At 72.3% G+C, this 24,989-nt stretch carries 20 protein-coding genes; 4 read left to right on the forward strand and 16 right to left on the reverse strand.

Annotated elements, in window-relative coordinates:
- Nucleotides 1–35: 35 nt before the first annotated feature.
- Nucleotides 36–833 carry a sulfite exporter TauE/SafE family protein gene (locus Q8S40_RS07165; RefSeq protein WP_304813462.1) on the forward strand — a complete coding sequence of 266 codons (798 nt, stop codon included), beginning with the start codon at nucleotides 36–38 and terminating at the stop codon, nucleotides 831–833.
- Nucleotides 834–877: 44 nt separating this feature from the next.
- On the opposite strand, the gene Q8S40_RS07170 is transcribed toward Q8S40_RS07165, so the two are convergent.
- From Q8S40_RS07170 to Q8S40_RS07190, 5 genes are all read right to left on the reverse strand, one after another.
- Nucleotides 878–1,642, reverse strand: a complete 765-nt coding sequence (locus Q8S40_RS07170; RefSeq protein WP_305669831.1) for an EAL domain-containing protein — start codon at nucleotides 1,640–1,642, stop codon at nucleotides 878–880.
- 211 nt (nucleotides 1,643–1,853) lie between these two features.
- A complete protein-coding gene (locus Q8S40_RS07175) occupies nucleotides 1,854–2,567 on the reverse strand; it encodes a hypothetical protein (RefSeq protein WP_305669832.1) in 714 nt (237 codons plus the stop codon).
- Nucleotides 2,568–2,621: 54 nt separating this feature from the next.
- Nucleotides 2,622–3,179, reverse strand: coding sequence for a 16S rRNA (guanine(966)-N(2))-methyltransferase RsmD (gene rsmD, locus Q8S40_RS07180; RefSeq protein WP_305669833.1), 558 nt, complete (start codon nucleotides 3,177–3,179; stop codon nucleotides 2,622–2,624).
- Complete coding sequence (locus tag Q8S40_RS07185; RefSeq protein WP_304813457.1) at nucleotides 3,142–4,110, reverse strand: pseudouridine synthase; 969 nt, start codon at nucleotides 4,108–4,110, stop codon at nucleotides 3,142–3,144. Before Q8S40_RS07185 ends, rsmD begins: the two co-directional genes overlap by 38 nt.
- Entirely contained in the window at nucleotides 4,107–4,823 is a 717-nt protein-coding gene (locus Q8S40_RS07190; RefSeq protein ID WP_305669834.1) for a gamma-glutamyl-gamma-aminobutyrate hydrolase family protein, read from the reverse strand. Before Q8S40_RS07190 ends, Q8S40_RS07185 begins: the two co-directional genes overlap by 4 nt.
- A gap of 102 nt (nucleotides 4,824–4,925) precedes the next feature.
- Between Q8S40_RS07190 and Q8S40_RS07195 the strand changes: the two genes are divergently transcribed.
- Nucleotides 4,926–5,357 carry a nucleoside deaminase gene (locus Q8S40_RS07195; RefSeq protein ID WP_305669835.1) on the forward strand — a complete coding sequence of 144 codons (432 nt, stop codon included), beginning with the start codon at nucleotides 4,926–4,928 and terminating at the stop codon, nucleotides 5,355–5,357.
- Here the strand turns inward: Q8S40_RS07195 and Q8S40_RS07200 are convergent.
- The 7 genes from Q8S40_RS07200 to Q8S40_RS07230 form a co-directional block, all read right to left on the reverse strand.
- Nucleotides 5,349–6,269 carry a hypothetical protein gene (locus Q8S40_RS07200; protein WP_305669836.1) on the reverse strand — a complete coding sequence of 307 codons (921 nt, stop codon included), beginning with the start codon at nucleotides 6,267–6,269 and terminating at the stop codon, nucleotides 5,349–5,351. The two genes, Q8S40_RS07195 and Q8S40_RS07200, sit on opposite strands and share 9 nt — an antisense overlap.
- Before the next feature lie 59 nt (nucleotides 6,270–6,328).
- Nucleotides 6,329–7,309 (reverse strand): tripartite tricarboxylate transporter substrate binding protein, encoded by a 981-nt coding sequence (locus Q8S40_RS07205; protein WP_305669837.1) that lies wholly within the window; start codon nucleotides 7,307–7,309, stop codon nucleotides 6,329–6,331.
- Between the two features lie 132 nt (nucleotides 7,310–7,441).
- Nucleotides 7,442–9,214 carry a polysaccharide biosynthesis/export family protein gene (locus tag Q8S40_RS07210; protein WP_305669838.1) on the reverse strand — a complete coding sequence of 591 codons (1,773 nt, stop codon included), beginning with the start codon at nucleotides 9,212–9,214 and terminating at the stop codon, nucleotides 7,442–7,444.
- Nucleotides 9,215–9,320: 106 nt separating this feature from the next.
- Nucleotides 9,321–10,541: a capsule biosynthesis protein gene (locus Q8S40_RS07215; RefSeq protein WP_305669839.1), complete on the reverse strand. Its 1,221-nt coding sequence runs from the start codon at nucleotides 10,539–10,541 to the stop codon at nucleotides 9,321–9,323.
- Nucleotides 10,504–11,154, reverse strand: coding sequence for an ABC transporter ATP-binding protein (locus Q8S40_RS07220; protein WP_305669840.1), 651 nt, complete (start codon nucleotides 11,152–11,154; stop codon nucleotides 10,504–10,506). Before Q8S40_RS07220 ends, Q8S40_RS07215 begins: the two co-directional genes overlap by 38 nt.
- Complete coding sequence (locus tag Q8S40_RS07225; RefSeq protein ID WP_305669841.1) at nucleotides 11,154–12,005, reverse strand: ABC transporter permease; 852 nt, start codon at nucleotides 12,003–12,005, stop codon at nucleotides 11,154–11,156. The genes Q8S40_RS07220 and Q8S40_RS07225 overlap by 1 nt, the downstream gene beginning before the upstream one ends.
- A complete protein-coding gene (locus Q8S40_RS07230) occupies nucleotides 12,002–12,418 on the reverse strand; it encodes a hypothetical protein (protein ID WP_305669842.1) in 417 nt (138 codons plus the stop codon). Before Q8S40_RS07230 ends, Q8S40_RS07225 begins: the two co-directional genes overlap by 4 nt.
- Nucleotides 12,419–12,478: 60 nt before the next feature.
- On the opposite strand from Q8S40_RS07230, the gene Q8S40_RS07235 reads away from it, so the two are divergent.
- Both Q8S40_RS07235 and Q8S40_RS07240 read left to right on the forward strand, forming a co-directional pair.
- Nucleotides 12,479–14,329, forward strand: a complete 1,851-nt coding sequence (locus Q8S40_RS07235; RefSeq protein WP_305669843.1) for a capsule biosynthesis protein — start codon at nucleotides 12,479–12,481, stop codon at nucleotides 14,327–14,329.
- On the forward strand, nucleotides 14,326–15,111 hold the full coding sequence (locus Q8S40_RS07240; RefSeq protein ID WP_305669844.1) for an SDR family oxidoreductase: 786 nt from the start codon (nucleotides 14,326–14,328) through the stop codon (nucleotides 15,109–15,111). Before Q8S40_RS07235 ends, Q8S40_RS07240 begins: the two co-directional genes overlap by 4 nt.
- 44 nt (nucleotides 15,112–15,155) lie before the next feature.
- Here the strand turns inward: Q8S40_RS07240 and Q8S40_RS07245 are convergent, their stop codons facing one another.
- The 4 genes from Q8S40_RS07245 to Q8S40_RS07260 all read right to left on the reverse strand — a co-directional run.
- The gene (locus Q8S40_RS07245; protein ID WP_305669845.1) at nucleotides 15,156–16,442 is read right to left on the reverse strand and encodes a capsule biosynthesis protein; all 1,287 of its coding nucleotides are present in this window, start codon (nucleotides 16,440–16,442) and stop codon (nucleotides 15,156–15,158) included.
- A 113-nt stretch (nucleotides 16,443–16,555) separates the two neighbouring features.
- Nucleotides 16,556–17,671 carry a hypothetical protein gene (locus tag Q8S40_RS07250; RefSeq protein ID WP_305669846.1) on the reverse strand — a complete coding sequence of 372 codons (1,116 nt, stop codon included), beginning with the start codon at nucleotides 17,669–17,671 and terminating at the stop codon, nucleotides 16,556–16,558.
- Nucleotides 17,668–18,990, reverse strand: coding sequence for an aminotransferase class I/II-fold pyridoxal phosphate-dependent enzyme (locus Q8S40_RS07255; protein WP_305669847.1), 1,323 nt, complete (start codon nucleotides 18,988–18,990; stop codon nucleotides 17,668–17,670). The genes Q8S40_RS07250 and Q8S40_RS07255 overlap by 4 nt, the downstream gene beginning before the upstream one ends.
- Before the next feature lie 35 nt (nucleotides 18,991–19,025).
- Nucleotides 19,026–24,989, reverse strand: a 5,964-nt coding sequence (locus tag Q8S40_RS07260; RefSeq protein WP_305669848.1) for an SDR family NAD(P)-dependent oxidoreductase, incomplete at its 5' end; no start/stop codon positions are given.

Genomic DNA, 24,989 nt, shown 5'->3' on the forward strand with positions numbered 1-24,989 from the left:
GATCGCCCTGCCACGGCGCGCCTGGGGCTGACGCCATGACCTATGGCGTCGCCGCACTCGCCACCGGCTCGGGCGGGCTGGTCGGCTTCGTGCTCGGCCTGATCGGCGGTGGCGGCTCAATTCTGGCCGTGCCGCTGCTGATGTACGTGGTCGGCGTCAGTTCGCCGCATATCGCGATCGGCACCAGCGCCGTGGCGGTGGCGGTCAGCGCGCTCGGCAATGTCGTCGGCCATGCGCGTGCCGGGAACATCAAGTGGAACTGCGCCCTGGTCTTCGCGGCGGCGGGTATCGCCGGCGCCGCCTTCGGCTCCACGCTCGGCAAGCAGATGGACGGGCAGAAGCTGCTGGTGCTGTTCGGCATCCTGATGATCGCCATCGCCCTGCTGATGCTGCGGCCGAAGCGTGGCCTGGGAAACCCGGAAGTGGCGCTGACGCGGGCGAGCGCGCGGCACCTGCTGCCGCGGCTGCTCGGCATCGGCTTCGTGGCCGGCGCGATGTCCGGCTTTTTCGGCATTGGCGGGGGCTTCCTCATCGTGCCGGGGCTGATGGCGGCAACCGGCATGTCGCTGATCTTCGCGATCGGCTCCTCCCTCGTCGCGGTCACCGCCTTCGGGGTGACGACAGCGGCCAACTACGCGCTGTCGGGCCTGGTGGATTGGCCCCTGGTCGGCCTGTTCATCGCCGGTGGCCTGGTGGGCGGCGTGTTCGGCAGCCGTCTCGCCGGCTTCCTGGCCGGGAAGAAGCAATTGCTGTCGCAGGTCTTCGCCGCCATCGTCGCCGTCGTCGGCGTCTATGTGGTGTTCAAGGGGTTGGCCACGCTGGGCTACATCTAAAGCGCCGACCCTGGCGCGCCGGACAGGCTCTCAGGCCTCGGGGATCAGGCCAGCCGCAACGGCGCAAGTACCTCGGCCGGGTCGGCCAGCCCTTCCAGGACGGGGCGCGCGAACAGGAAGCCCTGCATGAAGCGCAGGCCGGTGCCGCGCAGGGCCGCGACCTCCTCCGCCCGCTCCACGCCCTCGCCCACCACCTTGATGCCCAGCTCCGCCCCCAGCCCGACCAGGGCGGCGATGATGGCCAGCCGCACGCGGTCCCGGTCGCAGCCCTGCACCAGCACGCGGTCGATCTTGATGATGTCCGGCCGCAATTCGGCCAGCCGGGCGAGGCCGGAATAGCCGGTGGCGAAATCGTCCAGCGCGATCTTGAAGCCGTGCCGGCGGTATTCCTGGATGATGTTGCGCATGTGGTCGGTATCGGCGATCCGCTCGCTCTCGACGATCTCGAAGGTCAGGCGGTTCAGCGGGAAGCCGGTGCGGCGCGCGGTTTCCAGGGTGCGGCGGATGCAGGCACGCGGCTCATACACCGCATTGGGCAGGAAATTGATGTTGAGCTCGCAATCCACGCGGAGCCGCGCCGCCATCTCGATCGCCCGCACCCGGCAGGCCTGGTCGAAGGCATAGAGGTTCTGGTCATTGAGCTGGCCCAGCACATGGCACGCCCCCTGCCCCGCCGGCCCGCGCACCAGAGCCTCCTGCGCCACGATGCGGCCCGCGACCACGTCCACCACAGGCTGGAAGGCCATGGTGAAGGGGAACAGGCCAACCTCCGCCCGGCAGGCGGAACAGGCTGTGGTCTGGAGAGACATGCGGTTTGCCAATCTGTCGCCGGTCTGAGGGGATACGCGACATAGGCATCGAAATTCTAAATGCGGGGGATGATTGCGAATCCCCCCGTATCGTGACCGCTTCGTCCTCGCCCGTGCCGCGCGCACCCCCGAAGGCGAACCGGCGCTTCGCCTGGCCAGGCGCCGGTCACAACCCGCGGGATAGATCATGATTCCGGCCACGGAGGCCGCATCAGGGCGACAGGTCCAGAACCTCCGGGTAGAATCGGCGCAGCAGCGGCGCCAGATGGCCGCGCAGATACAGGATGGCCGCGGCCGGCAGTTCATCCCGCCATTGCCCCGCCGTGCCGGCGCGGTAGTGGGAGGCAGCGTCCACCTGCCCCGCCGGCCGGCCGGCGACGGCGGCGAAGCTGTGCTGGTCCGCCGGTGGCAGCAGATGGCCGGGGTTGGGCGCCTTCAGCCGCGCGCCCAGGCGCTGCGTCGGCCACTGCACCACATCTTCCATCCGCAGGGTCTCGAAGCGCGCATCGTCGAAATCCCAGTGCCGCAGCGCGTGCAGCGGGCCGACCGAGCCGGGGTGGAAATCCGCCCGTTCCAGAAAGGCGATGGTCAGCAGCAGCCCCTCCTCCACCGGCACTTGGCGCAGCAGCGCCTGCTGCGCCGCCAGTTGCGGCCAGCCTTCGGTGGGGTGGGTGTTGCGGTGCGAATGATAGGCGGAGACCACCAGGTCCAGCGGATTGCGGATGGTGTGGAGGCCGCCCGGGATGCGCCCTGCCAGAAAGGGATAGGACGCATTGGCCAGCAGCCGCACCTCCGGCGCATCCTCTGGCAGATGCGCGCTGAGATGGGTGGCGAACAGCGCCAGCCCATTCATCCGCGCATAGGCGCCGAGATAGCGGGCCAGCCAGGCGCTGGCACATTTGTGGTGCGTCAGGACATAGGTCATCGCAGACTCCGCGGCCGCCGGCGGCAAAGCGGAACGAAGCCCGGCTGTCCAGCGTCAGGCCGCGCGCAGGAACACCACCCGCGCCGCCCCGTGCTCGCGCGCGGCCACCTCGGTGAAGCCGGGGGCCGCGAGCGCCTCCTCCCGCCCCGTCTCCGCCACCACCAGCGCGCCGGGGGCGATCCAGCCTACGGAAGCGAGCGCCACCAGCGCCTTCGGCACCAGGTCGCGTCCATAGGGGGGGTCGAGCAGCACCAGGCCGCAGGGGGCGGGCGCCGCACGTGGGCGCAGCACGTCACCGCCCAGCACGGTGCAGCGGGCTTCCTCCTTCAGGGCCGCAACATTCTGCCGCAGCACCGCCAGCGCCACGCGGTCCTGCTCCAGGAAGCAGGCATGCGCGGCGCCCCGCGACAGCGCCTCCAGCCCCAGCGCGCCGGAACCGGCGAAGGCATCCAGCACGCGCTGGCCCTCGACCGCGCTTTCACCCGCCCAGGGGGCGTGCAGCAGCATGTCGAACACCGCCTGGCGCACGCGGTCGCTGGTCGGCCGCGTGGTATCCCCCGGCGGCGCGGCCAGTCTACGCCCGCGGTGGAGTCCGGCGACGAGTCGCAGCACGCGGGTGCCTCTTCGGTTCGGCGTTGCGGGCGCGCGGAATATTGCCCGGGCGGGGCGGGCGCTTGCTGACCGGGGCTTCCGGCTCCACCGGCGGGGCGGCGGCCGCGGCGGCCTCGGCCGCCACCTCCTCCCGCCGCCTTCGCTTGGCCGGGGCCTCGCCGATGCCGAGCTGTTCGCGCATCACCTTCGGATGCACCTCCTCCACCGCGCCCTTGGGCAGGGTGCCGAGCTGGAAGGGGCCGTAGGCAGTGCGGATCAGCCTTGTGACCTGCAGGCCGAGATGCGCCATCACGCGCCTGATCTCCCGGTTCTTGCCTTCCTTCAGGCTGACGGTGAGCCAGGCGATGCCGCCCTGGCGGCTGTCCAGCCCACATTCGATCGGGCCATAGGCCACGCCCTCGATCGTCACGCCGCGCGACAGCGCCGCGAAGGCGCGTTCATCGACATGGCCGAACACCCGCACGCGGTAGCGGCGCAGCCAGCCATTGCTCGGCAGTTCCAGCTTGCGGGCCAGCGCGCCGTCATTGGTGAGCAGCAGCAGGCCCTCGCTCGTCAAATCCAGCCGGCCGATGGACACCACGCGGCCGATGGCGGGCGGCAGCCGCTCGAACACCGTAGGGCGGCCCTGCGGGTCCTTGTGGGTGGTGACCACGCCATCCGGCTTGTGGTGGCGGAACAGCCGCGTGCGCTCCGCGGTGGCCACCGTCTTGCCGGAGACGGAAACGCGGTCGCCCGGCTTCACGAAGGTGGCGGGGCCATCCACCTTCTTGCCGTTCAGCTTGACCACGCCTTCCGCGATCAGCTTTTCCGCATCACGGCGGGAGGCGATGCCGGCACGCGCCAGGTATTTCGCGATGCGCTCGCCGCGCTCCGCATTGTCCTCGCCGGCATCGGTCGCCTCGGGGGCGAAATCTTCCTGTTCGTCGCTCATCGGCGGGCCGCCTCGACAAAAGCCGCGAGGATATCCGCATCGCGCGGGTCCACGCCGTATTCCGGATGCCACTGCACACCGAGGGCGAAGCGATGGCCGGGCAGTTCGATGCCCTCCACCACGCCATCCGGCGCCACGGCGTTGACCACGGCGCCCTGGCCGGGTGTCGCCACCGCCTGGTGATGCGCGGAATTCACCGCCATGCGGGTGCCGCCGACGATGCGGGCCAGCAGCGTATCCGGCGTGATCGCCACCTCATGCCCCGGCTCCGTGCGCGGATTGGGCTGCTCATGCGTCAGCGCGCCGGGAACCTCATCCGGAATGTGCTGGATCAGCGTGCCGCCCAGCGCCACAGCCAGCAATTGCTGGCCGCCGCAGATGCCGAGCACGGGCATGTCCCGGTTCAGCGCGGCGCGCGTCGCGGCCAGTTCGAAATCCGTCCGGCCGGGCTTCAGCGTCACCTTCGGATGCGGCGCGCCGCCGCCCCACAAGGCGGGGTCCACGTCGAAGGCGCCGCCGGTCACCAGCAGCCCATCGATCGCATCGAGGTACTCGACCGCCAGCTCGGGATGATGCGGCAGCGCCACGGGCAGGCCACCCGCGGCGATGATGCTGGAGAAATAATTCTGGCGAAGCGCGTACCAGGGCAGTTTGGACCAGCCGCCGGCCGGTTCCGCATCCAGGGTCACGCCGATGACCGGGCGTCTGTTCATCAGCCCGCTATAGCACTTCCGCGCCGCCCGCCACGCCCGCAGATCACGAAATACCACTCGACCGCCCGCGGCGGCCGGGGCAAAGCGGGCGGCATGTCGCCCATGCAGATCGCGCTCGAGGAAGCCCGCGCCGCCGCCGCGCGGGGAGAAGTGCCGGTCGGCGCCGTGGTGACGGATGCCGCCGGTCTTGTGCTGTCCCGTGCGGGCAATGAGGTTGAGGCCCGCCGCGACCCCTCCGCCCATGCCGAGATGCTGGCGCTGCGTGCCGCCGCGGCAACCACTGGCGAAAAGCTGCTGAGGGACGCGACCCTGTGGGTGACGCTGGAGCCCTGCGCCATGTGCGCCCAGGCCATCGCCTTCTTCCGGGTGAAGCGCCTGGTCTTCGGCGCCTATGACCCGAAGGGTGGCGGCGTGGAGCACGGCCCCCGCATCTACACCCAGCCCACCTGCCACCACGCGCCGGAGGTGATCGGCGGGGTGCGGGAGCGTGATGCGGCGGCGCTGCTGCGGCAGTTCTTCGCAGGGCTACGGTAGGGCGGCGGCGTGCACCCCCGCCGCGCGCGGGTCCCACCACCACACCGGCTCCGGCCCCACCATCACCCCCGCCTGGAAGCGCGGCGCCGGGCGGTGCTTGGCCTGGCCCGCCAGCACCGCCGCGCCGCGCTCCGTCAGGGTCCAGGGTGTCGTGCGGGACATCAGCCGGTGCGGGCCGGTGGCCAGGCGCTGCGCCACCTCCCGCACGATCAGGTCAGTCACGTGGAACACCGGGTCCGCCGCCAGCATGGCGTGCAGCGCCGCCGCGTCATCGGCCGCGCCATCGGCCACCGCATGCAGCAGCCGCCTTTCGGTCAGCGCCAGCCCATCCGCGCGCCAGGGCAGGTCCTGCAGGTGCCGGCGCATCGCCGTGGCCAGATGCGGCAAGGGGGAAGCGCGGCGGGTCAGCCGGTCCAGCGCCGTCGGGTCGGGGCTGGCGAAGGCGGCCCAGGCCTCCGCGCCGGCCGCAAGCTGCAAGGGCCCGAGCGGAGCCGGCTGCAGCGCGGCCAATTCCTCGGCCGGCAGATGGGCGAAGGGGCGCCTGCCATCCGCCGGCATCAGGAACAGCTTTCCGGCCAGCGGCGCCCGGTCCGCCAGCAGCGACAGCACGCGGATCAGGCAGGCCTGGTCCCACAGGTCATGCTCGAACCACAGCAGCACCCGGTCGAACTGCGCGAGCGCATTCAGCGCCATGTATTCCCGGCCGAGCCGCAGCCGCGCCTCCTGCCCATCCACCCCGGCATGCAGCGCGATGACGCGGGCGCGCAGGCCGAGATAGGCCATCAGCTCAGCATCGGAGACGGCGCCGACGCAGACCGGATCGACGATCGGCAGGTAGGCCCCGTCATGACCGGCGCGGGGCAGCAGGTCCCGCAGATCGTCGCCGCAGCGGATATGGGCGGTTGAGGTCATGGCCCCCGATGCCACAGCCCCGCCCATCCGAACAGATGGGCGGGGGGCGGTGCGTCACATCACAGGCGCAGGCCGAGGCGGCGGATCATCTCGCCTTCCTCGGCGAATTGCCGGCGGGCGAAGGCGGCGTATTCCTCGGGGCCGAGGTGGAAGGGCGCCATGTCGAAGCGATCCAGGATGGCGATATGCGCGGGATCGAACAGCGCCTCCCGGAACGCATCGTGCAGCACCTTCACATGGTCCGGGTTCATCCCCTTCGGCCCGGCCAGCCCGTAGGGCGAGGCCGAGACGATGTTGATGCCGCTTTCCCGCAGCGTCGGGACGTTGGGGAAGCGCTTGGCGCGCTCCGCCGTCCAGGTCGTCAGCAGCCGCAGGCGGCCGGCCAGCACCAATTCCGCCCAGCCGGAGCTGTCGGCGCTCGCCTGGATCTGGTTGCCGAGCAGCGACTGGCCGTTCTCCGCCCAGCCGCGGAACGGCACATGCGTCCAGTCGATGCCGCGCTGGCCTGCGATCTGTTCCATGGTGATGTGCAGCGAGGTGCCGACGCCGGGGGTGCCGTAGTTCACCTTGCCCGGATTGGCCTTCGCATAGTCCAGGAACTGTTCCAGCGTCTGCCAGGGGCTTTCCGCATTCACCACGATGCCGAACAGGTAGCCGGTCAGGTGAATGACGTAGGTGAAATCCTCCAGCGGGTTGAACAGCGCCCGCGGCGCCATCTGCGGGTGGCGGAACACGCTGATCGGCATCTGCGACAGCACGTAGCCATCCGGCCGTTCATTCAGCAGTTGCTGCGGCGCCAGGATGCCACCGGCGCCGGCGCGGTTCTCCACCACGATCGGCTGGCCGAGGCGCTTCGAGGCCTGGTCGGCCAAGGCGCGCATCTGGATATCGGTGGTGCCGCCGGCGGCCCAGGGCACCAGCAGGCGGATCGGCCGGTTCGGGTAGCGGTCCTGCGCCCAGACGGTGGGTGCCGAAAGCAGCGCGGCACCGAGGCCGAGTGCGGTGCGGCGGCCGATGGACGGAATCATTGTCTTGGTCACTGTGCTGCGGCCTCCCTGCCAGTTGCCGGCCTTCGGCCGGTCATCACCTGAACAGGTATCGCGCCCCGCGCCGCGCCGCAATCTCTGCGGCGCGGCGCGGCATCACCTGTGAAGTCACGCCCGCGCGTGTCCTCAGTTCATGAAGACGCGCGCGGACAGTGCCGACTGGAAGATCAGGTTCAGCAGGTCGCGGGCGATCTGGAAGTTCTTCGGGTCCAGCCGCGGCAGCGCGATCAGCTCATCGCCCGGTGCCGGGCCTTCCGTCGGCTCCAGGATCAACTCGCCGGAGGCCTTGCGGATCATCACCTGGCTTTCCACGCCACGCTCGGCGAAGCCGCCGGCCGCGCGCACATAATCCGCGACCCGCATGTCCGGGCGCCAGACCACCGCCTGTGGCACCGACACCTCGCCGGAGACCAGCACGGTCTGCACCCGTTCCGGGATGACGATGACATCGCCATCCTCCAGCCGCACATCGGCGCAGCGGCCGGTGCGGTCCATCACCACCAGCCGGCCTTCCGGCCGGGTGCGGCGGGCGCGCTGGATGTAGGAGGCAACCAGGTTGGCCTCCACCGCGCGAATCTCGGCGACACCGGTGGTGGAGGAGACGGTCATGAAAAGCTGCCGCTCCAGCCGGTCCATCGCCTCATTGATCACGCGCACCTGCTGTGCCGCGACCGAGGGGCGCAGCAGGAACACACCGGCCGGATTGGCCAGCACCGGGTCCACCGCGACATGATCCAGCAAGGTGCACAGCGAGGTGTCACGATCCGCGATCAGCACGGAGGGACCGATGCGGCTGCCCTCGACGGAAACCCGCACGGTGGGCGCCGGAGCATCCGTGATGAAGGTGACGGTGTCCTGGTCCATCATCGGCAGGCCGGCCAACTCGCGCACCGTGACGTAGCGGGCGAAGGGCTGGCCGCCGCGGGTGCCGCGCACCACCACATTGGTCGCGGCCGGCAAGGGCGAGGCGAGGTTCAGCAATTCGCGCCCCGGCATCGAACGGCCGCTGACCTCGAACAGGAAGTTGTTGCGGACCGCGCCATCGGCGCCGACCATGGCACCCTGCGGCGCCACCACCACGGTGTCACCCTCCTGCATCGTGATGTTGGGCAGCTGCCCGGTCAGCAGGAAGCGGTACAGGTCCACCCGCGCCACGGTGCGGCCACCGCGGTTCACCACGATGTCGCGATAGGACCCGCGGCCCGGATCCACGCCGCCGGCGCGGGTCAGGTAGTCCAGGATGCTGTCGGAACCGGCACCCATGTGCCGGCCCGGCAGGCGCACATAGCCGGTGACGAAAACGCCCACCTGGCTGGCGTTCAGCAGCACGGCATAGACCTGCACCTGCTGCGAATAGACGCGCCGCACCTCGGCTTCCACCACGCGCTGCACATCGCCGGCGCGGGTGCCGGCCAGCCGGACCGGGCCGATCTGCGGCAGGAACAGGTTGCCCTCGGGGTCCACCACGCCGACGACCGAGGCCTCGATGAAACCCCAGATGGTGACGGAGACGCGGTCGCCCGCCCGGATCACATAGTTCGGGTTGGGCGAATCGGTGGCCGAGGGTGGCGCCCGGGTGAACAACGCCGCGCCGAACACCACGGTGGCGGGGCCTGCGGCGCGCGCCGGGTCGCCGATCGGGCCAACGGCAACCGGTCCGCCCTCCGCCGCGGTGGCGGTGCCGGCGCGGGCGGTGCTGATGGTGTCACCGGTATTGCCGAGCAGCGCGGGCAGGCTGCCAATCGCCGGGCCGCGCAGGGACTGCCCCGCATTGGGCATCCCGGGTGCCTGGATCTGTGCACTCGCCAGCCCCGGCAGCAGCAGCCCCGCCAGCAGAACCAGCCGGGGCGCCATCCGGCGGAAGCAGTATCGGGTCAGGCGGCGGGCGAAGTCTGGCATATCGGGCGGAATCCGTGGAATGGGCCGGCGCGAGGCCGGCCAGCGATTAAACCCAGTGGTCAGATTGTCCTGGCCGGACGGAAAAGGCCATGCCGCCGCGGCCGCCTCAACTGGCGTGCTCGCGGGCGCCTGCCATGATCAGCCAGCCGATTGCGAACAGCACCGTCAGCGCCACCAGCAGCGTGATGGTGTTGAACATCGCCTTCGGGAATGTGGCGCGTTCCGGCATGTTCGGCTCGACCACCCGCATCAGGAAGACCTGCTGGCGCTGGGCATCCGCGCGGGCGGCTTCCATCGATCCGATGGCCGAGGAATAGACCCGCTCGGCAAACTCCCGCTCGAGCTGCAGGCGTTCATAGCCCGAAAGCTGCTGGGTCAGCGTCTCCTCGCCGCTGGTCCGCCGCTGCCGTTCCGTCGCGATCTGCGCCTGAAGCGCCGCGATGCGGTTGTTCAGCACCTGGATCTGCGGATTGTCGCGCCGCATGAAGGCCTGCTTTTCCTGCAGCTCCGTCCGCGCCGCTGACAGCGTTGCCTCCAGCCGGCCGATCGTCTGCACGGCGGAGCCGACGGCCGCGGTCGGGTCCAGCGTCTGCTCGCGCTCACGGAAGGCGGTCAGTGCCGCCCGCGCCTCGACCACGCGCCGCTCCGCGATTGCAACCTCCTCCCGCCCGACACGCAGCGTGTCCTCGGAGGTGCGGGCGGAGAAGCGGTTCACCAGGTCCTCGGACAGCCCCAGCAGCGCCTCGGCAATCCCGCGCGCATCCTCGGGCCGGAAGGCCAGCACCTTCAGCGTGACGATGCTGGTCTCCAGGTCGAAGGTGGCGGTGACGCGGCGGCGGTAGTAGCGCAGCAGCCGCTCGGCTTCCGGCTCCTCGTACCAAAGGCGGGAGAAACGGTCGGCTTCCGGACGGCGCCAGATCTCGGCAAGGTTGAACTGGCGGCTCAGTCCGGCCACGGCATCCAGGCTGTCGACAAAGGATGTCACCGCCTGCGCCTCCTCCGCTCCCGGCCGAAGCGCACCGGCCGAGCCGCCGAGGATGCTGGCGATCCCGCCGGCACCGCCACCGCCGCTGGCACCGGGGCGACCGCGCACCAGGATGCGGGCCTCCGCCTCATACATGTCCGCCGCATAGGTCATGTAGTAGCCGGCGACGATCGCCGTCGGCAGCAGCACCAGCAGGACATACCAGCCCAGCACGCCTTTCGGCCGCAGCCTTGCCAACAGGCTGCGCTTCGGCCGCTGCCGCGCCTGCGGCAACGGCGCGTCCATGCCGGAGGTGGTGGCGGCCTCAGAGGGCCTTATAGGTGGCGACAGCTTCATCGACATCCTCGAAGAAGGTCAGGCTGCCTTCATTCAGCACCGCGGCGGAGCGGCAATACATTTTCAGGTGTTCCGGCACATGGCTGACCAGCACCAGGGATCGGCCGCGGGTCTTTTCCGCCAGCAGGGCCTGCGCGCGCTGCACGAAGCGCTGGTCGCCGGTCGCCGTCACCTCATCGATCAGGTAGCAGTCGAAATCGACCGCGAAGGACAGCCCGAGCAGCAACCGCCCCATCATGCCGACCGAATAGGTCTTGGCGGGCATGTTCATGTACGGCCCGAGTTCGGCGAAATCCTCGACGAAATCGAGCACCTTCTTGATCGGCTGGTTGTAGATGCGGGCGATGAAGCGGGCATTGTCCGCACCCGACATCGAATTCTGCAGGCCCACGCCATGCGCCAACGGCCAGGATACGGTCATGCGGCGCTCGATGCGCCCGGAATTGGGATGCTCCACCCCGGCCAGCATCCGCACCAGCGTGGATTTTCCGGCGCCGTTGCGGCCGAGGATGCCCAGCGCATCGCCCGGCCGGATGATGCCGGACACGTTGCGCAGAACGTGCTTCTTGGTGCCACCGCGCAGATCGTAGTGCTTGGAGACCCGGTCGAAGTAGATCATCAGAATTCAAGCCGTGTGCGAACCGCACGGACCGCCGCCAGGCCGAGCAGGTTCAGGCCGAGCACCCAGGCGAGAAGATAGGGCGTGCTGTAATAGGCAGGTATCAGGTCGCCGAACATGCCGTCGCGCAGCATCTCATGCATATGAACCTGCGGGTTCCAAAGCAGCAGTTCCCGCCACCCCCGCGGCAGGTAATGCAGGGCGAAGAGCGCGCCTGAGAAGGGCAGGGAAATGTAGGTCATGGGAGGGACGATCCGGTCCACCACCTCCCACCGCGCGGCGCCGGCGGCAATCAGCAGCGCCAGGCCGTTGGCAAAGCCGAACAGCAGCAGAAGCGCCAACATCATCGTCGGCAGATTATGTGGCGCGAAGCTGGTGAGCCAGGACGTGCTGGCAATCACAAGCAACAGCACGCAGGTGACGGCTGACATTTCCAGCAGATTGCGCGCCACCATGATGTCCAACAGCCGCACCTGCCGATGGTACATCAGCGTCATGTTCGCCTGGAATGCAGTCGTGGCGCGGTTGATGATGGCGCGAAACGCGAAATACGGCGCATAGCCGACAACCACGAACAGGAAGGTCGGCACGGCGCCCGTCCCACCCGGGCTGAACAACGACTTCAGGATGCCGATCGCGCTGGCCAGGAGCAAAGGCTCCAGGAACAGCCACAGGAAGCCCAGATGCCCGCGGCCGAAGCGCGTCTGCAATTCGCGCAGCAGCAGGGCGTGGATGACCCGCCCCTGCACCCGCAGCCCTTCCATGGTCTGCTCGAACTGGCTCCGCGGTGCCGGCATGCCATCCGGCAGCCCCTTGGGCAGCCCGCCGGGGCCGCCGGTCGCGGCACTCACGGCCTGGCTGCCCCGCCACCGCGAAGCAGCGGCCGGGCCTCGACCCAGCCACCGGGAACCGCGCAGACCAGCCGGGCACGCTCCACCATGCCGGAGCCGACCAGCAACTCACGGCATTCGCGGCCGCTGGCGGCGTTGTAGGCGCGCACCATCCGCACCTGTGCCGTCTGCCCATCCGCCAGTGTCACCCGCTCCACCGCGCCGGGCTGTGCGCGGCCGGCCCAGACCACCAGCGGGTCCGTCGAAGCCGCGGCGCCTGCCGGCGGCGCCGGGCGGCTGCCCAGCCCATCCGCCCCGAGTCGGGCGCAACCAGACAGGGCAAGCACGCCAACCAGCACAACCATGGCGCGCCGGAGCAGGGGACCGGAAAACGAGCCGGCCGGCATGGCCGGCGCCTGTGTGCGATGCATCATGGCCTCGGACACTAGCCGAAGGCCCCGGCTTAGGCAAAATGCAAATGTATGCAGCGACCCATGCAAGCCGGGCACCTCACGCCCCCATCGGCTGATGCCGCGCTGCCGCCGATCCGGCTGCCGCAGGCCTCACTGGCGACCCTGCCGGATCTGCAGGCGTTCTTCCCGGGCACCCGGCTGCTGACTGGCGCAAGCGACGGAACGGCGGAGGCCGGGGTGCTGTACTACGCCCAGGGTCCCTTCCGCTCACCGCGCCTCGGCCCGCGGCAGGTGCCCGTGCTGCTGGTGGTGGCCAGCGGGCCGGACCCCGTGGGCATGGCGCTCGCGGCGCCGCCACCGGCGCTGGACCTGAAGCGGGCGCGCCAGGTGATGGCGGCGATCGCGGCTGGCCGCATCGGCGCCCCGGCGGGCCTGCCCCGGCAGCATCCTGCGTCCGGCGCCGCGCGCCACATCCTGCTCGACCCCTGCGACCCGGCGCGGCGCGGCGCCGCGCTCGCCACGCTGCATGCCTTGCAGGTGGCGGGCGCGCCGGTACTGCTGATGCAGGACCCTTTCGCCGAGGGTGCCCCGGTCCTGCCCGGCAGCCTGCCGGCAACCGACCCCTGGTGCCTGCTCGACCTTGGCCTGACGCTGCACGGCGCCAGCCGCGACCTTGCGCTGCTGGCCCTGGCCGCCGGCGTGCCGATCGCCGATGGCCCGCTGGCCGGTGCGGATGCCGCGGCGACCTGGGCCGCGCTCCTCGCCGCGACCCGCGCCGCCGACCCGTTTCGCGGCGCGCCCTGCGGCATCGAACAGGGCGTGGAGATCCTGGCGCTGTGGTGCGCGCGGCAGGCGGAGGGACGTTCCTTCGCCGCCTGCCTCGGCATCCATCCCTACAAGCGGGAACGGGTGCGGGAGTTGCTGGCCTCCGATGCGCCGCCGCCCGCCTTCCTCGGCAGCCCTGGCCGCGCCGTGGTGCGGGCCGCCCAGCGCGGCGGCGCGCTGCTCGCCTGGTCGGCCAGCGCGCCGGAGGATCTGCCGGCCCGCTGCGCCGCCGCGGGCGTGCCCCTGCATTGGCTGGAGGATGGCTTCATCCGCTCCGCCGGCCTCGGCGCCGCCTTTCGTGCCGGGGCGTCCTTCGCCCTCGATCAGCGCGGCCCCTACTACGATCCGGCGCGGGAGAGTGATCTCGCCCGGCTGCTCGCCACCGCGGAATTCCCCCCCGCCCTGCTGGCCCGCGCCCGCGCCCTGCGCCAGGCCGTGGTCGCGCGCGGGGTCACCAAATACAATCTCGGCGGCAATGTGCCGGAGATCGCCGCCCCGCCCGGCCGCCGCCGCATCCTGGTGCCGGGCCAGGTGGAGGATGATGCCTCGATCCGCCACGGCGCCGGGCACGTCCGCCGCAACCTGGACCTGCTGCGCGCCGTGCGGGCCGCGGCGCCGGACGCCTTCATCCTGTACAAGCCGCACCCGGACATCGAGGCAGGCTTCCGCCGCGGCCGCATCGCCGGGGCGGAGCTTGCGGGCCTCGCCGACCAGGTGCTGCGCGGCGTGCCGATGGCCCCGCTGTTCGGGCTGGTGGACGAGGTCCATACCATCACGTCCCTCACCGGCTTCGAGGCCCTGCTGCGCGGCCTGCCCGTCACCTGCTGGGGCACCCCCTTCTATGCCGGCTGGGGCCTGACCGAGGATCGCGGCCCCCCCGCCACCCCGCCCCGCACCCGCAAGCTGACTCTGGACGAGATGGTGGCCGGCGCGCTGATCCTCTATCCGCGCTGCATCGACCCGCTGACCCGCCTGCCCTGCCCGCCGGAGGTGCTATTGGAGCGCATGGACCGCCCCGATCTGTTTCCCCCCGGCCGCCGCGCCCGGCTCCGCGCAGTCCAGGGCTTCGTCACCCGCGGCATCGCCTGGCTGCGCGGCTGGCGATGACCGCTGCCCCGATCCACAGCATCGTCATCAGCGGCGCCTCCCGCGGCCTCGGCGCGGCGCTCGCCCGGCGCTTCGCCGCGCCCGGCACGCGGCTGCTGCTGACCGCGCGTTCCGCCGCCGCGCTGGAGGCGGTGGCCGAGGAATGCCGGGCGCGCGGCGCCGGCGTGACCACCGCCCCCCTCGACATCACCGACGCACCCGGAATTGCCGCAGCCCTGGCCGCCTTTGAGGCCACGGGGCCGGTCGACCTCGTCATCGCCAATGCCGGCACCTCCGCCGGTACCGCGCCGGATGGCACCCCGGAAGACACCGCCGCCGCCACCCGCCAGGTCGCGGTGAACCTGATCGGCGCCATCAACCTGATCGGCCCGCTGCTGCCCGGCATGCGGGCGCGCGGGGCCGGGCGCATCGGCCTGATCGCCTCCGTCGCCGGCTTTCGCGGCCTGCCCGACTTCCCGGCCTATTGCGCCAGCAAGGCCGGGCTGATCGCCTGGGGCCAGGGGATGCGCGCGGCGGAAGGCCCGCGTGGCCTGCGCGTCACCCTCATCACCCCCGGCTTCTTCGAAAGCGCCATGGGCGAACGATTCCACGGCCCGCGCCTGTTCCTGCTGAGCCAGGACCAGGCCGCCGACCGCGTCCACAAGGCGCTCCGCGCCGGCCAGCCCGCCGCCGCCTTCCCCTGGCCGCTGGCCCTGACGCTGCGCCTGTTGGCCCTGCTGCCACCCCGCCTCGGCGACTGGGCCAGCCGGCGGATGCGCTTCCGGGTCAGTCCCGAGGGGTAGGATGCAGGCGGCAGCGCCGCCTTCCGCGAACCGGCCGTGCCGGCCTACCCGGCCCGCAATCCGGGCAGCGCCGCCGCCGGCATGGCGGGGCCGACCCGGTCGGCGTGCAGCGCCTGGACGATGGCCTGCACGGCGGCGGCGCGGCCCTCGGTGCCATAGAACACGCCGCGAAGCTGCGTGGTGGCTTGCAGCGCGGCCAGGAAGGCGTCGCGCAGTTCCAGATCCGGCAGCGCGGCTTCGCTCCAGAAGCGGTCGAGCGGGCCTTGATGGGCCAGGCCCGGCACGTTCCACACCGCCTGCCCCAGCGCCTTGCAGGGGCGGCCAAGCGCCAGGGCGCGCAGCCCCACCGTGCTGTTGATGGTGATCAGCCCGCGCGCCCGCAGCAGCATGGCGTCCAGCGGCCCGTGATGCGCCACATGCACCCGGCCCTGCAGCCCGCCGCGCCGCGCCATGGCACCGACGCGCCGGCCCCAGCGCTTCACGCAGGGGTCCAGCGGATGCACCTTCACCAGCAGATGCGCCTCCGGCGGCGCGAGGCGGGAAAAGCTGTCCAGCACCTCCGCGATCGGGGTGTCGAGGTCGGGATAGGGCGAATAGGCGCGGACGGAAAAATCCGTCTCCATCTGCATGGCGAACAACCAGAAGGGCGCGGTGCCGATGGCCTCCAGCGCGCGCAGACCCTCCCGGTGCTCCGCGCGCCGCCGCAGCAGCCGCAGGGCGATGCCGAGATAGGTGGAGACCGGGTGGTGCAGCTGGTGGCTGGCGTAGCGGGGGAAGGGCCAGGGGGCGAGATTCGCCAGGTGGTAGGCCACGTCCCACTGGGCCTGGAGGCGGAAATCGTCGCGGAAGCGCTCGGTCAGGTCGGCTGGCGGCAGGCCCGCGGCCAGGGCGCGGATTGCGGCCGGGTCGCGCGGGAAATGGCTGTCCCCGCCCATGCCGTCGCGTTCCAGCGTCACCCAATCCGGCCGGAAATAGCCGAAATCCGTCACCGCCACGGCAACGCCGCGCCGATGCGCCGCGGCGATCGCGGCACGGTGGTAGGCGCGCTGTTCACCCAGCAGCAGGATGTCGGTGATGCCATGGGCATCGAGGTAGCCAGCGATGAAATCCGGCCAGGCGGCCGGCGTGCCCTGGTAGTCCACGGCCGGCCGCACGCCGGGCATCTGCCGCCAGAACAGCCGATCCCCGAGCGAGAGGTTGATGCGATGCACCACATGGCCGCGCTGTGCGAGCCCACCCGCAACCTCGTAGAAGACCGGGCTGATCGGCCCCTGGAGGAACAGGAAGCGGCGGGGACCTGACCGGGGTCCGGACCCGGCCTGGGGAACCACAATCCGATCCGGAGGAGTCGCATGAGAGTGAGGCGGCGGCATGTGCGTCCCATAGCCACCACCAGTGCCGAAACTGTCAATGCCGCCGGGACCCGGGACGGTTTCAACCGGTTTCACACCACCGTGCCCTGCCACAACCGCCAGCGCCCGGTGACCGGTGCCGGCAGCCGCGCCATGGCGTTCCGCATCGCCGCATTGGCTTCGAGAATCCAGGAAATCTCCAGCTGCCGCCAGCCGCGCCGCCCGGCCAGGCCAATCGCCTCCCGCAGCAGCGCGCCCATCGCGAGCGCACTGGCCGGGTGGCCACGAAAGGCCTGGGTGATGCCGAGCATCGGCACCCGTGCGGAGCCCACCCGGCCGGCCAGCGCGCCCGCCAGGCGCGGCCAGCCCAATGGCAGCAACCTGCCATCCGCCGGCATGGAAGCGGCCAGGTTCGGCACCACGGCGACCAGGCCGACCGGGGTGCGGTCCCAGTCGGCGAAGATCACCTCCCCCGACCACAGCAATGGGCGCAGCAGCTGGCCGAGGCTTTCCACCTCCGCCGGGCGCAGCTTCACCGCGCCCCAATTGGCGCCCCAGGCATCGTTGTAGAGATCGGCGATCCGGCGGACCTCGCCCGCGAAATCGCGCCGGTCCATCACCCGCAGCCGCAGCCGCGCCATATCGGCCGGGCGCTTCAGCGCCAGCGCCGCGAAACGCGCCGAATGGCGCTCCGCCACCACATCCAGGGTGCAGGCCAGCACATCCTGCACCGGGTCCAGCCCGGCGGCGTCCAGCATCGCCGGCAGCCACGCGGGCGTGCCGGGCATGCGGAGCATCGGCGGCCGGTCGTGGAAGCCGACCTGCGCGCCGACCTCATGGTTGATGGTGAAGGACAGCGGCCCGGTCATGGAATCCCGGCCCTGCCCGCGGATGAAGCCGCGCGCGGCCTCCAGCAGCGCCGCCAGCACCGCCGGGTCACGCTCCGCGCAAAGAAAGCCGAAGCTGGCGGGCGCGGTGGCATCGTGCGGCACGCAGGCGGCGATGCGCCCGACCGGCGTGCCATCGCGCCAGGCCAGGAAGCGCGCCACGTGATGATCGGCGAGGAATTTGAAGAAGCCCGGATCGAACATCCGCGCCTCCTCCCACCGCAGCGGCACGGACCAGCCGAGGTGGCGCAGCCGCGCCGGCAGGGCGTGGAAGGCGCGCGCCTCGGCGGTGGTGGCGACAGGTCGGGTGTGCAGGCTCACCCGGCCAGATCGGCCGGCGCCACGCCATCCGTCGCCGCCACCAGCGCCGCCACGGCGTCCCGCACATCCTGCTCGGAGTGTTCGGCCGAGATGAAGAAGCGCAGCCGCGCCAGCTTCTCCGGCACGGCCGGGAAGACGATGGGCAGCGCGTTCACCCCATGCTCCAGCAGCGCCGCCGAGACGCGGATGGCGCGCACGGAACTGCCGAGCACCACGGGCACGATGCCCAACCCCTCCGAACTGCCGGTATCGAAGCCGCGCGCCCGGCACAGGTCGCGGAACAGCGTCGAATTGGCCTGGAGCTTGGTCACCCGCCAGGGCTCCGCCGCCATCACATCCATCGCCGCGGCGGCGGATGCGGCAAGCGGCGGGGCGAGGCCCACCGAATAGACGAAGCCCGGCACGGTGTGGCGCATCCAGTCGATCAGGTCGCCGCGGGCAGCGATGTAGCCCCCGGCGGCGCACAGCGTCTTGGACAGGGTGCCCATCCAGATGTCGACCTCGGCCGGATCGACGCCCGCGGCCTCGAACACCCCCTTGCCGGTGGCGCCGACGCAGCCCAGGCCATGCGCGTCATCCACCATCAGCCAGGCATCATGCTTGCGGGCGATGCGGACCAGCGCGGCCAGGTCCGGCACGTCGCCATCCATCGAGTAATGCCCCTCCACCAGCAGCAGCGCGCGCCCGGCGCTGCGCCGCACGGCGGCCATCTCGCGTTCCGCCGCGCGAACGTCGTTATGGGCGAAGGAAACGCGCCGCGCGCCCGAAAGCCTGGCGCCCTCGACGCAGGAATTATGGATGGCAGCGTCGTGCACGATGACATCGCGCGGCCCCATCAGGTGCCCGATGACCGTGACATTGGTGGCGTGGCCGCTGACGAAGGCCAGCGCCGCCTGCTGGCCGTAATGCGCCGCCAGCCGCCGTTCCAGTTCGCCATGCACCGGCCTTTCGCCGGAGACCAGGCGGGAGGCGCTGGCCGAGATGCCGTAGCGCGCCATGGCATCGGCGGCCGCCTTGTGCAGGCGCGGGTCGCCATTCAGGCCGAGATAGTCGTAGGAGCCGAAATTGATGACCTCGCGATTGCCGACCAGGCTGTGCGCGCCGGCCCTGCCCTCATGCGCCCGGAAGAAGGGGCTTTCGATGGACAGCGCGCCCATCGCTTCCTGCATCAGGCCGAAATCGCGCAGGCCCTGGATGGCGCCGAAGCCCTTCTGGTCGGAGGCTGCCTGCGCATCCTGCCCCTCCCGCCGCCGCGCCAGGCGTTGCACCAGAGCAAGCCGTGCGGCGTTGGAGAGGCCGAATCCCTGACCGCGACTCATGCTGACGTGCTGATCCCTGACTGCTCCGCCGGCCACTATTCGGCCGCGCGTATGGCCCCGGCGCTGGGCTCGAAGGATTCCATCAGGGTGGAGATGGTCGCCTCGTCGCCCGCCGGCGCCAAGGCCGCATCTGCGATCTGCCGCGCCAAGGCCCCCACCGTCAACTCCTCCGTGAGTGCGGCGAGTGCCACCTGCACGCCGAGGCGCTGTTCCAGCCCCCCGCGCAACTCCAGCGCGCCGAGGCTGTCGAGCCCCAAACCGGTGACCGCGGCATCCGCCGCCACCGCCTCCGCCGGCAGGCGCAGGATGCGGGCGATCTCCTCCGTCACCAGGCGCAGGATCAGCGCCTCCGCCTCCGGCCGCGGCAGGCTGGGCAGGCGGGCGCGCAGATCGTCGGCGGAAGCGGGCGCCTCGACGCCGGCCAGCGCCCCCAGCATCGGCTCCGCCATGATCGGCAGGGCGATGCGGCCCTCGCCACTGGACAGGCGCACCAGCAGGGGCGCGGCATCCGAGGCGGCCAGCAGCGCCGGCAGCACGGCCAGCGATTCGGCGGCCGTCATGCCCGTCACGCCCAGGCGGCGGTTCAGCTTCTCCGCCTTCTCCCGGTCATCGGCCAGCATGCCGACATCGGCGATCGGCCCCCAGCCGATGGCCAGCGCCGGGCGGCCGGCGGCACGGCGGCGTCGCGCCAACGCCTCCAGCGCCGCATTGGCGGCGACGTAATTGGCCTGGCCGGGATTGCCGAAGGTGGTGGTGGCGGAGCTGAACAGCAGGAACAGCGTCAGCTTGTCGCCCGAGGTCAGCCGGTCCAGATTCTCCGCCGCCCGCAGCTTCGGCGCCAGCACACGGCGGAAACGGGCGGCATCCATCGCCGTGGCGGCGCCGTCATCCAGCACCGCCGCGCAATGCACCACGCCGCCGATCGGCCGCGCCGCCCGGATTTTTGTCAGTGTCGCCGCCAGGGCTTCGGCATCCGCCGCATCGCATTGATGCAACGCGGGGCGGGCGCCGAGCGCCGAAAGCTCGCGCAGCGCGGCGGCCGCCTCCTCCCCGCCGCTGCGGCCGATCAGCGCCAGGTGCTTCGCCCCCTGCCCGACCAGCCAGCGCGCGGTGGCCAGGCCGAAGCCACGCGTGCCGCCGACCACGATGATGGTCTGGCCGGCCGGCGGCGCCCAGGGCGCGGCGGTGGCGGGGCGTTCTGCCGGCGGGCGGATCACCAGCTTGCCGATATGGGCGGAGGCCTGCAGCGTGCGGAAGGCGGCCTCCACCTCCTCCGGCCCGAACAGCGCATGCGGCAGCGGCCGCAGCGTGCCGTCCTGCAGCCGGTCGCGCACCTGGCCCAGCAGGCGGGAGGCCTGGCCCGGGCGGGCGCGCGGCAGTTCATCCACATCCACGGCGAAGTAGCTGGCATTGCGCCGCAGCGGGCGGATCGGCGCGCGGCGGTTCTCGACATAGTCGCGCTTGCCCAGCTCGACGAAGCGCCCGAACGGCTTCACGAGGCCGAGCGACCTCTCCATCGCCTCGCCGGCCAGGGAGTTCAGCACCACATCTACACCCTCCGGCCAGGCGGCACGCAGCGCATCGGCGAAGCCGGGGTCGCGGCTGTCCAGCACCAGGTCGGCGCCGGCGGCGCGCAGGAAGGCGCGCTTGGCGGCGCTGCCGGCGGTCATCGCGATGCGCGCGCCGATGGACTGTGCCACCTGCAAGGCGGCGAGCCCGACGGCACCGGCGCCGCCATGGATCAGCACCGTCTCGCCCTGTTGCAGGTCGGCGCAGGTCTCCAGCGCATGCAGCGCGGTCATGAAGGCGACCGGGATGGTCGCGGCCTGCACCGGGTCCAGCCCCTCCGGCAGCGGCGCGATCGCCTCCACCCGGGTGATGACGCGGGCAGCCAGCGCGCCCGGCGCGAAGCCGAAGACGCGGGTGCCGGGGCGCAGCGCGACGCCCGGCCCGGCCTGTTCGACGATGCCGGCGCATTCCATGCCAAGCGTCGGGCCGGCGAAGCCTGCCTCCAGCACTTCCTCCGGCAGCAGCCCCTGCGCCCACATCAGGTCGCGGAAATTCAGCCCCGCGGCTTCGACGCGCAGCGCCACCTCACCCGGCCCGGGCGCGCGCGGCGGCGCGGCTTCCCAGCGCAGGGTGCCGAGGCGGCCGGGCTGGCCGATGCCGAGCGCGAGCGGCCCGCCGGGCGCGGGCGTGGTCAGGCCGCGTTGCAGGCGGGGCACCAGCCGCGCATCCGGGCCGAGCGTCACCTCCGGCTCCGGCACCGTCACCGACTCCATCTGGGCCAGTTCCGCCGCCAGGCGCCGCGCCGCGGCCTCCGGCGCCAGGCCGGGGGCAAGGTCGATCCGCCGCGGGCGCAGCGCCGGCATCTCGTTCGTCAGCACGCGGGCCAGGCCGAGCAAGGCGGCGGCCTGCGGCACGTGGCAGCCCTCCGGCGGTTGCAGCCCGCCCTGCGTCACCAGCACGAAACCGGCGGCGATACCGGTGGCGGCTTCCGCCAGCCGGGTCACGGCGGCGAGCGTCGCGGCCAGCGCCGGTTCCTCCGGCGCCGCGAGCACCAGCAGCCTTGCGCCGCGCAGGCGGGACGTATCGGGCACCTCGTCCAGCCCGGCCCGCTCCACCACCGCGCCACGACGCCGCAGCTTGGCGGCCAGCGCATCGGCCAGAGGCGCGGATTCGGCATCGGCCAGCAGCAGGCTGCGCGGCGGCGCGGGCGGCGCGGCGGCGGAGGGCGGCGGCTGTTCCGCGGCCAGCAGCAGCGCCGGCCAGGGGGCGCAGGACAGCGGTTCGGCGACGGAGGCGCGAAAACCACCCTCCGCCAGCCGGCCGAGCCAGAGCGCCGCATCCGGCAGCGCCCCACCCGCCGAGCCACCCGCCGCATCCGGCCCGAGGCCGGTCCACCAGGCGGGGTCCTGGCCACAGACGAAAGTCCAGACGCGGCCCGGCAGCGGTTCCACCAGCAGCAGCGCGCCGCCTTCCGCCAGCGCCGGGCGCAGCGCGGTGGCCAGCGTGGTGCCGGCCTTGGCGCGGGCGGCCGGCGCCAGGCCGATGACCAGGTCCGCCACCAGCGGCGGCGGCGCATCGCCCAGCGGGTCCCAGATCACACCACGGATCTCGCTGCCCGCCGGCATGCCCTCCGGCAATTCGGGCAGCGGCACCCGCCCTTCCCCGGCCGCGACATAGACCAGCGCACGGCCCATCGGCGCCAGCCGCGCCAGCACGCGCCGCGCCAGCACGCCGCCAGCGGCGCCCACTTCCAGGATGCGCAGCGGCCGGGTTTCCGGCCAGGCGGCGGCCAATGCGCCGACGGCCGCGGCCAGCGCCTCCGCCAGCCGGGCCATGCCCTCCCCCTGCGCCGGGGGCGGCGCCGGGTCGCGCAGGCAGCCATGCAGCGCATCCGGCAGGCGTTCGGCGGCTTCGGCGATCCAGGCGAGGTCGAGCGCCAGCGCCGGCTGTTCGGCCAGGACCGATCGCCAGATCTCGGCGGCGTCGGGCAGCGCATTGTCGGGCAGCAGGCGGATGCCGCCCGGCCTGCCCTTCTGCACCGGCTCCGCCGCGCCATCCTCCACCAGCGCGCGGCGCAGGAACGCTTCGTAGGCGGAAGCCTCGGGCGCGGCTTCGTGCAGCGACGGCTCGGCGGCGTAGAGGCCCTGGGCGGCGGCGGCGACATGCGCCTCCAGCAGCAGGGACGCCTCGGTCAGGTCCAGCGCGGCGGCGGCGGCGCGGGCGGCCTCCAGCGCGGGCGCCAGTGCCGGGGCGGGCGGCGCGCCATCCGCGGCAGGTGCCAGGCCGATGCGATAGACCGCATCCTCCGCGCTGGCCGCGCCCGGCAGGGCAAAGCGCTGGAACACCGCATCCTCGATGCGTGCGACGATGCGCCCCACCGCATCGCGCAGCACCATCCGCGCGGTGGCGGAGCGCACGCCGCGACGGGTCAGCGTGACATCGGCACTCACCGCGGGCGCAGCGCCGGCCAGCGCCACCAGCCGGCCGAAGCGCACCGGCACCAGGCCCGTGCCGGGCGGCGGCGGTGTCTCCGCCAGCAGCGCGAACAGCCCCTGCATGGCGCCATCGAGGCGCGAGGGATGCAACAGGTAGCCCGCATCCGGCGGCGCGGATTCGGGCAGCGAAAGCCGCACCCGCACCTGGCCGGGCACGGCGGTCGGCGCCACGCTGTCCACCGCGGCGAAGGCCGCGCCATAGGTCAGGCCGAGACGCGCCGCGAAGGCCCGCAATGCCGCGCCATCCAGCGCGGCGGGGCTGCCGCCCAGGCTGCCACGCGGGCCGGATGGCAGGCCGGGCGGGTCCAGCGCCGCGGCGGTGGCAACCCGCAGCTCGCCTTCCGCGTGCAGCGCCCAGGCTTCCTCCGAGAGGCGACGGCGGCCCTCGATGCGGAACAGGCCGGTGGCGGCATCCAGCGTGCAGCGCAATTCCCGTGCCCGGCCGTGTTCCAGCTGCACGGCGCGGAGGATGCGGAATTCCCCCACCTCCAGCGCCACCGCGTCGGGCGTGCGGGCGCGGGCTGCGGCGAGCGCCATGTCGAGCATGCCCGAGGCCGGCAGCACCGCATCCGGGCCGAGCCGGTGGTCGGCCAGCCAGGGCGATTGCTCGGTATCCAGCGACACGGTCCAGACGCCTGGCTCCGCGCCCCGGCGGAAGCCGAGCAGCGGGTGATCCTGCACCGCATCCACCAGCCGGATCGCTTCCACCGTCTCCGGCTGCCAGACCGGCTTGCGGTCGAAGGGGGTCAGCGGCAGGCGGGTGGTGGCGGGGCCGGCGAAGGCCGGGCCGCCGCGCAAATCTGCGCCAGCGGCGAAGGCGCGATCGGCGATGGCCGGGAACGGGTCCGCGCCTTCCACATCGCGCTTGCTGAGGCTGACGAGATTCGCCGCCTCCACCCCCGCCGCACGGGCGGTCTCGCGCAGATAGGATTGCAGCACCGGGTTGGGGCCGATTTCCAGGAACAGCCGGGTGCCCTGGGCGATGGCATTGCGCAGTGCCGGCTCGAACTTCACCGGCTGGCGCAGGTTGCGCCACCAATAGACCGGGCCGAGTGCGTCGCCGGTCAGGGCTTCGCCGGTGACCGTCGAGATCATCGGCAGGCTGCCGGGCTGGCCGGTGAGGCCGATCAGCTCCTCCAGCAGCCCATCCCGCACCGCATCCATGGCGGCGCTGTGGAAGGCATAATCCAGGTCGAGCGCGACATAGGCATGCCGCCGTGCCTCCGCCGCCTGCCGCAGCACGGCGAGGTCGGATTCCGGCCCGGCCAGCGTGACCGCGGCGGGGCCGTTCAGCGCGCCGATCTCGACGCGGCCTTCCAGGCCGGCGGCGGCGATCAGCGCCTTGGCCTCGGCCGCGGTGGCGCCCAGCGCGGCCATGCGGCCCCGGCCGCGGGTGCGGTGCTGCTGGCGCGAACGTGCCACGACCAGCCGCGCGGCGGCGGCCAGATCCAGCAACCCCGCGGCATGGGCGGCGGCGACCTCACCGACCGAATGGCCGAGAACCAGATCCGGCCGCAGGCCTTCCGCCGCCAGCGCCTGAAGACTGGCCACCTGGATGGCGAACAGCAGCGGCTGGGCGATATCCGTCGCCGCCAGCTGCTCCGCCGTCACGCCGCCCTCGACCATGTCCAGCGGCGACCAGCCGAGCAGCGGCGCCAGCGCGGCATCGGCAGCGGCCATCCCGGCGCGGAACGGCACCGAATGGGCCAGCGCGATGCGCCCCATGCCGGCGAACTGCGCGCCATTGCCGCTGAACACGAAACACAACCCGCCGGAGGCCGCGGCCAGGCCCGAGACCGCCCGCGCCTTCGGCGCCGCATGCCGCCAATCGGCCAGGCCGGCGGCGAGCGCCGGACCATCGGGCCCGCGCAGCACCAACCGGTGCGGGTGCAGGTCCCGGTGCCGGGCAGCGCCGCGGGCCAGCGCGCCGGCCTCCGCCGGACCGGCCGCTTCCAGCCGCGATTCCCAGCTCGCCGCCAGCGCCGCCAGCGCGGC

Source organism: Falsiroseomonas sp., from assembly GCF_030695085.1.
Lineage (GTDB): Bacteria > Pseudomonadota > Alphaproteobacteria > Acetobacterales > Acetobacteraceae > Falsiroseomonas.